The sequence below is a fragment of the Facklamia sp. P13055 genome, from assembly GCF_050409445.1.
GTDB lineage: Bacteria > Bacillota > Bacilli > Lactobacillales > Aerococcaceae > Facklamia.
On record NZ_JBNUPL010000007.1, the window covers coordinates 85,919 to 92,980 of the forward strand.

At 37.1% G+C, this 7,062-nt stretch carries 8 protein-coding genes and 1 pseudogene; 8 read left to right on the forward strand and 1 reads right to left on the reverse strand.

The window, feature by feature from the left end:
- Nucleotides 1–84 precede the first annotated feature (84 nt).
- The 8 genes from guaB to ACQV2O_RS04415 all read left to right on the forward strand — a co-directional run bounded on the left by guaB (nt 85) and on the right by ACQV2O_RS04415 (nt 6,611).
- Nucleotides 85–1,560 (forward strand): IMP dehydrogenase, encoded by a 1,476-nt coding sequence (gene guaB, locus ACQV2O_RS04380; protein WP_428875083.1) that lies wholly within the window; start codon nt 85–87, stop codon nt 1,558–1,560.
- Between the two features lie 288 nt (nt 1,561–1,848).
- Nucleotides 1,849–3,219 (forward strand): D-alanyl-D-alanine carboxypeptidase, encoded by a 1,371-nt coding sequence (locus ACQV2O_RS04385; RefSeq protein WP_428875084.1) that lies wholly within the window; start codon nt 1,849–1,851, stop codon nt 3,217–3,219.
- 17 nt (nt 3,220–3,236) lie between these two features.
- A complete protein-coding gene (gene msrA / locus ACQV2O_RS04390; protein WP_428873020.1) occupies nt 3,237–3,770 on the forward strand; it encodes a peptide-methionine (S)-S-oxide reductase MsrA in 534 nt (177 codons plus the stop codon).
- Between the two features lie 87 nt (nt 3,771–3,857).
- A complete protein-coding gene (rpmG, locus tag ACQV2O_RS04395) occupies nt 3,858–4,010 on the forward strand; it encodes a 50S ribosomal protein L33 (RefSeq protein ID WP_258436941.1) in 153 nt (50 codons plus the stop codon).
- Between the two features lie 14 nt (nt 4,011–4,024).
- Nucleotides 4,025–4,204 (forward strand): preprotein translocase subunit SecE, encoded by a 180-nt coding sequence (secE, locus tag ACQV2O_RS04400; protein ID WP_090289890.1) that lies wholly within the window; start codon nt 4,025–4,027, stop codon nt 4,202–4,204.
- Between the two features lie 110 nt (nt 4,205–4,314).
- Nucleotides 4,315–4,854, forward strand: coding sequence for a transcription termination/antitermination protein NusG (gene nusG / locus ACQV2O_RS04405; RefSeq protein ID WP_428873018.1), 540 nt, complete (start codon nt 4,315–4,317; stop codon nt 4,852–4,854).
- A 12-nt stretch (nt 4,855–4,866) separates the two neighbouring features.
- On the forward strand, nt 4,867–5,667 hold the full coding sequence (locus ACQV2O_RS04410; protein WP_428875085.1) for a hypothetical protein: 801 nt from the start codon (nt 4,867–4,869) through the stop codon (nt 5,665–5,667).
- Between the two features lie 20 nt (nt 5,668–5,687).
- A complete protein-coding gene (locus tag ACQV2O_RS04415) occupies nt 5,688–6,611 on the forward strand; it encodes a lysostaphin resistance A-like protein (protein ID WP_428875086.1) in 924 nt (307 codons plus the stop codon).
- A 136-nt stretch (nt 6,612–6,747) separates the two neighbouring features.
- On the opposite strand, the pseudogene ACQV2O_RS04420 reads toward ACQV2O_RS04415, so the two are convergent.
- Nucleotides 6,748–7,062 (reverse strand): annotated as a pseudogene (locus tag ACQV2O_RS04420) (ISNCY family transposase); the annotation flags it as partial.

Consider the following 7,062-nt stretch of genomic DNA (forward strand, 5'->3'; position numbering starts at 1 on the left):
TTTCATTCCCACTAACATGTTAAATTAGTTGGAAATTATCGTCGAATCGCTTGTAGAGAATCAAAAACATATAGGAGGAAAATAATGTCATCTTGGGAAACAAAATTTGCGCGTGAAGGTTACACATTTGATGATGTCTTGTTAGTTCCAGCTCATAGTGAGGTATTACCAAATGATGTCGATTTATCAGTCCAATTAGCCCCTAATTTAAAACTAAATATTCCCATCTTATCAGCCAGTATGGATACCGTAACGGATGGGAACATGGCGATTGCTATAGCCAGACAGGGAGGATTAGGTGTTGTCCATAAGAATATGTCTATTGAAGATCAAGCAAACGAAGTACGAAAAGTAAAACGTTCGGAAAATGGCGTTATCTTGGACCCATTTTATTTAACTCCTGAGAATCTATTGCAAGAAGCAGAAGATTTAATGAGTCATTACCGCATATCAGGTGTTCCAATTGTAAAAAGTGAAGACGATTTGACACTTGTAGGTATTATTACAAATCGTGACATGCGTTTCATTGAAAATTATCAAGATAATATTGGCTCTCACATGACTCATGAGAATCTGGTAACAGCAGCCATTGGCACTTCACTAGAAGAAGCTGAAAAGATTCTTTATAAAAATCGGATTGAAAAATTACCACTAGTAGATGATGAAGGACGTCTTTCAGGTCTAATTACTATAAAAGATATTGAGAAAGTCATTCAATATCCTCAAGCTGCTAAAGATCAACATGGTAGACTATTAGTGGCGGCAGCCATTGGAATAACTAGTGATACATTTGAAAGGGCAGAAGCCTTAATTAAAGAACAAGTTGATGCGATTGTAATTGATACCGCTCACGGGCATTCTGAAGGCGTGATTCGTAAAGTCAAAGAAATCAGAGAGGCTTACCCAGATGTAACCATTATTGCTGGTAACGTAGCAACAGCCGAAGCGACACGCGCTTTATTTGAAATTGGTGTTGATATTGTAAAAGTGGGTATCGGACCTGGTTCAATTTGTACAACTCGTGTAGTAGCCGGAGTAGGAGTTCCTCAACTAACTGCTATCTATGAATGTGCTTCAGCAGCAAAAGAATTTGGTAAAACCATTATTGCTGATGGCGGCATTAAGTATTCAGGTGATATTGTTAAGGCGCTTGCAGCGGGTGGGCATGCGGCTATGCTCGGCTCTATGTTAGCAGGAACAGATGAATCACCAGGTGAAATGGAAATTTATCAAGGTAGAAAATACAAATCTTATCGTGGCATGGGCTCTTTAGCTGCTATGCGTTCAGGATCAAGTGATCGTTACTTCCAATCAAAATCAGAAGCCAACAAAATGGTTCCTGAAGGTATTGAAGGACGTGTTGCATATAAAGGTGCCGTTGAAGATGTTATCTTCCAAATGGTTGGAGGTTTAAGATCTGGTATGGGTTATACCGGTTCAGCTAACCTTAAAGAATTGCGTGAGGAAGCACAATTTGTAAGAATGTCTGGTGCAGGACTGATTGAATCTCACCCACATGACATTAATATCACCAAGGAAGCACCAAACTATTCAAGATAAAGATAAACTGAAGTATCAAAGCCTACTGCAATAGACTTTGATACTTTTTTATTAATTTCTATCATTTTTTACTTAAAAAAGACAAGTAAAATTAAAAGCTGCTAACAATTGAATAACTCTGTATCTAAATTAGGAAAAGCTTATTTTAATAGGAAAGTGAGAACTACCTTTTTTTATTCAGTTGGGTATAATAGAAAAAGCAACTTTTAAATGAGCATAAAGAGTGAGGAGTGGAGCCTAACATTGCTTATAAACGGTATTAAAAGGATACTTGTCTTAGGATTACTTATGAATAACTTTCTATCAACTGATGGTTATGCTGTGACTACATCGAAAGATTCAAATCCCACTGATGAGGCTTCCTTGCAAGAAATGGATACTCTGCCGGAAGAAAGTATAGCTGAAAATCTGGTAAACGCGATGCCTGTTTTTGAGGAAGTAAAGGGGGCCTATATTGTAGACGGCCTCAATGGGCAAATCCTTTATAAGCATGAAGTGGACCAGCTAGTTGAAGTGGGTTCTTTTAGTCAATTACTTTTATTATATAGGGTGTATCAAGCCATTGATCAAGGTCAGTTGGACAGTGATCAAGAGGTATGGATATCGGACGAGGTTTACGCTTTGAGTCAAGATTATAATTTGCCGAATGTTCCTTTAAGACAAGACTTGTCTTATTCCTTAAAAGATTTAATGGAAGCTGTTAGTTTAAATGCTGCCAGAGGAGCGGCCTTAGCCTTAGCAGAAGAATTAACTGGATCCGAAGCAGAAACACTTAAGCAAATGAAAGAACAGTTAAATGAATGGGGAGAAGAAGATTTTGATTTAATAAATGTGACTGGAGTGAGTGATCGTTATCAAGTGGGTGATTCTGAAAGCATTTATCAAGGGCGAACTAACAAAATGACTGCTCAAACAGTTGCTACCATAGCCTATCATCTGATTAATGAATACCCTGAATGCATGGAAGCTAGTCAGATTTATCAAAAGCTTTTTCAAGAAGATACGAGCGATGAGTTTGAAATGACCAATCCCAATCTGCTAATTGAAAGTGCTAATTCACTTTATGCTATGGAGAATGTTGATGGTTTGACTGCCAGTAAATCAGAAGAAGATGGTTATAATTTAGTTGCAACGACAGAAAAGAATGATTTACGTCTAATAGTAGTGGTATTAGGTGTCAGTGAAAACGAAAAGCTTTATCAAGTTAGTAGAGAATTGATTGAAAGGGCCCAAAATATCTTCCGCATTGAAACAGTTATTGAAGAAAATGCATTAGCTACTCACCTAGACTCCATTAAAGTGGAAAATGGCAAAGTTAATAAGTTACAATTAATGTATGGATCAAACTTACAATTAGTGGTACCAATTATTGATACGGCCCCACGACTGGTTTATCAATTTACAGCTAATCAAGAAGTGACCAATTATCACGTTAAAGCGCCTGTTAAAGCAGGCAAGGTTGTAGGGAAAATGCAAGTTGATATAGCTGATTATCGTCTACCTATTCTAAAGTCCGGTAGAGGAAATTATGTGCCAGTAAAAGTAGCAGAAGATATCGAAGAAGCCAATATCTTAGAAAAAACTTGGCGAAATGTCCAAAATACTGGCGAAAATACTTGGAATGCTGTTCGAAAATTCTTTACGGATTTATTTAATTAAATAAGGGAGGTAAAATTATGGAAAATAAAGAAACGGCGATTTTTGCAGGAGGTTGTTTTTGGTGCATGGTTCATCCATTTGATGAAAGAGATGGTGTTATCTCTGTAGCTTCTGGCTATACGGGTGGAGATAGTGTGAATCCTACCTATGAAGAAGTCTGCTCAGGACAAACGGGTCATGCAGAAGCTGTCAAAATCGAATACGATCCTAGTAAAATAAGCTATCAAGAACTTCTAAAAATTTATTGGTCTTCAGTCGATCCGACTGATAAAGATGGACAGTTCGGTGATCGAGGCTCCTCTTACCGACCAGAAATTTTTTATAGTACCCAAGCCCAAAAGGAAGAAGCCGAACAATCGAAAGCAGAACTTGAAGCGTCACAAGTTTTCAAAAAGCCGATTGTTGTGCCAATCAGTCCAGCCCAAACATTTTACCTTGCAGAGGACTATCACCAAGACTTTCACCGCAAAGAACCGGATCATTATCAAAATTTCTACCGTAGTTCCGGGCGTAAAAAATTTGTTGAAGAGGTTAAAGATAAATTGAATTAAGATAGTAAATGCTAAGCTAAGCTTGACATTTAAAAGATTTCTATTTATCATTCTTAATGATTCTAAACAAAAGACGGAGGTGGGAAAATGGCTCAAAAGAAAGCGTCACTAGCTTGTAGTGAATGTGGAAACCGTAATTATCAAATGATACCAACTCAAGCGGGCCAAACCACTCGATTAGAAATTAAGAAATTCTGCAAGAATTGTAATAAACACACGATTCATAGAGAAACCAAATAGAAAAGAGGAATATAATGAGTTACATTAAAGGCATTGCCCAAGAAATGAAAAAAGTAACTTGGCCTACAGCTAAGCAAGTAAATAAATTTACTTGGACCGTAATTATGATGATTATTTTCTTTGGATTATACTTTGCTTTAACAGATTTTGTATTTGGCAATTTCATCGACTGGTTAATTAGTCTAGGCGCATAATCATAAAAATATTTATTATCTGCTTAAGCATGTTATAATAGAATACAAATAAAACCTACACCCTTGTAGGTTTTTTATTTTACAAGAAATTAATTAAAGGAGATTTAACTATGGAATCTAATAAGGAATGGTACGTTTTGCATACTTATTCTGGTTATGAGAATAAAGTAAAAGAGAATATTATGATGCGAGCAGAAAGTATGAATATGGAAGACTTTATCTTCAATGTGGTAGTACCTGAAGAAGAGGTAACCGAAATGCAAGATGGAGAGAAGAAAACAAAGATTCAAAAGACCTTCCCAGGTTATGTGTTAGTTGAAATGGTGATGTCTGATGAGTCTTGGTTTATTGTTCGTAATACGCCAGGCGTGACTGGATTTGTAGGCTCACATGGCGCAGGATCTAAGCCGGCCCCTCTTTTACCTGAGGAAATGGAAGCGATCTTGGGGGATAAGCCTGCTCAGAAAGTTCAATTAGAAGTTGAAGTGGGCGATTTAGTTGAAATTATCGATGGCGCTTTCTCAGGAATGACTGGAGAAATCGAAGAAATCAGTGAAGAAAATCAAAAACTTAAAGTAGTTATTGAAATGTTTGGTCGTGAAACAGTAGCCGAATTGGACTTTATGCAAGTGCGCAAAGATAATCTTTAATTAGGTGGTTTCATGAAACAAAAGACTGACCACCACATCCTCTATTTTCGTTTAGCCATGGTGATGTATCTCTTGGTTTTATGCTTACAGTTGGTTTTTGATACCAGTTTTATCGAATCCATCAGCTTGAACCAAGTCTTAGAGGAAGTTCCTCATGTTTTGCTTCCTGTAGAATTCACTTTTTATCTCTGGCCAATCATTATTCTATGGGAAGCGTTTGGTTTATTTGCGGGACAACGGAGACAGGCTTTTACAACTTTTGATCAGAGTTATTCACTGTTAGTGGCTCCCAAATTAGTTGAATTATCTTTTTACCATACAGTCTATCTTTTGATATGGTCGCAACAATTATATTTATTTACCTTCATCCTTATGGTGCTCTATTTGAGACGGATTATTTCTTTTATGAAATTAATTTCATATAAAAGCTCCCTGAACGAACCAAGTTGGCTATTAAAGCTTCCCAATGGTCTTCATACCGGTTGGTTGATCAGTATGACGGCCCATATTTTTTATAGCTATTTAGTGAGTAAAGGATTAAACAGTCATAATGGGTGGATGATAGCACTTGCTTGCCTTTTAATTCTTGCTATTGCAACCGGAAGTAGTTACTTGTATGCACGTTATGGTAACCAGGCAATTATGCCGGCTGTTTTAATCTTTCAATTAGGGCTACTCTATCATCATTATCCTCGTTCATCCTTTGGATTAAGACATAACTTCTTTTATCTTGTGATTGCGGTTGTATTTATTCTGACCTTAGCCGTATACATACGTTACTTGCGTTATCAAATAAAGCAAAAGACTTTTTAGATTTTTATAGGAGGAAAACTATGAACTGGCCTTTCAATCAATCGATGCAGTTGACGCAGAAACAAGCAGGCAAAAAACCATTTAGGGTTATTGCTTTTACTGCGCTTATAAATCTTGTTAGTTTACTATTTGCTTCACTTATTTCAGTTTTTTTAATTGGTCCATTAATCTATATGAAATTTGGTGATTCCTTTTTAACCGAAGATGTAGGTCAAGCACTGTTAAACGAGCCATTAATGGTTTATTTAGAACTATTTTTAACGATTATTACTATTATTACAACGGTCCTTTTGGCTAAATGGTTGCAAGGACGCAGACTTAACTCCTTTGGCTTTTATAAAGATAATTTCCTAAAAAAATATGGGATGGGCGTCGTAATTGCTGCCGCCTTAATGTTCTTTATTTTTTTAGTTAATCTTTTGATGGGGACGATCTCTGTCCAAATGAACCCTCAGGCCGATGGAGTGGCGTTTATCCTCTTATTAGTCGGCTTTATGATCCAAGGAATGTCTGAAGAAATCCTCTTGAGAGGTTACTTGATGAATGGCTTGGCAGCCGCTTGGGGAGTTCCTCTTGCCATTTTGATAAACTCCATCTTCTTTAGTTTGTTGCATTATGGCAATCCAGGAGTTACAGTTTTAGCCTTAGTTAACATTGCCTTAGCCGGTATTTTCTTTTCCTTATTATTCTATATTACTGATAATATGTGGTTAACAGGAGCTGCTCATTCCTTTTGGAATTTTATAATGGGTGTGGTCTTTGGGGTCCAAGTGAGTGGATTGGTATTACCGGGTACACTATTACTAACTAAATCCAAAGCTGAGGCCAGTTTGATCAATGGTGGAGACTTTGGATTTGAGGGGGGTCTTGTGGTTACGGTTATTTTAGTAGCTGCTTGTATTTACTTAATCAATAAATGTCCGAAACAAGAAAAAGCTATTTAAAAACTTCTGTCAACCGTAAATGAAAATGTCCTGAAATTTTAAAAATTTGCGGGATAAAACTACCGCGCTTCGCTTGGTGAACTCGAGGAAAAAGATGAGAATAGAAATTCTCACTTTTTCCTCGAGTGTTCTTCTTTTATACTGGATGTGTCTGCTTCAATTGCTTAAGATACCGCTGATAAGAGGCTGCTTTCCATGGATGAGATAAAGGCGGGATAGGAATGACTTTTGGCTTAGTTTTAGGAGGCGGTGTATCGAATTCTTTCGAATAACGTTCATGTTCAGGAACGATCTTGAGTGGATACAAGGTCTCTTGATAATTGGCATATAACTCAAGATTACGCGTCTCAATGACCATCACACGCGTATGTGGAGGAAGGTATTGAACGTTACCTGAGTCATCGACACATTGGTAAGTTTGGCGATGATAGCGGATGGAATGTCCCGCATT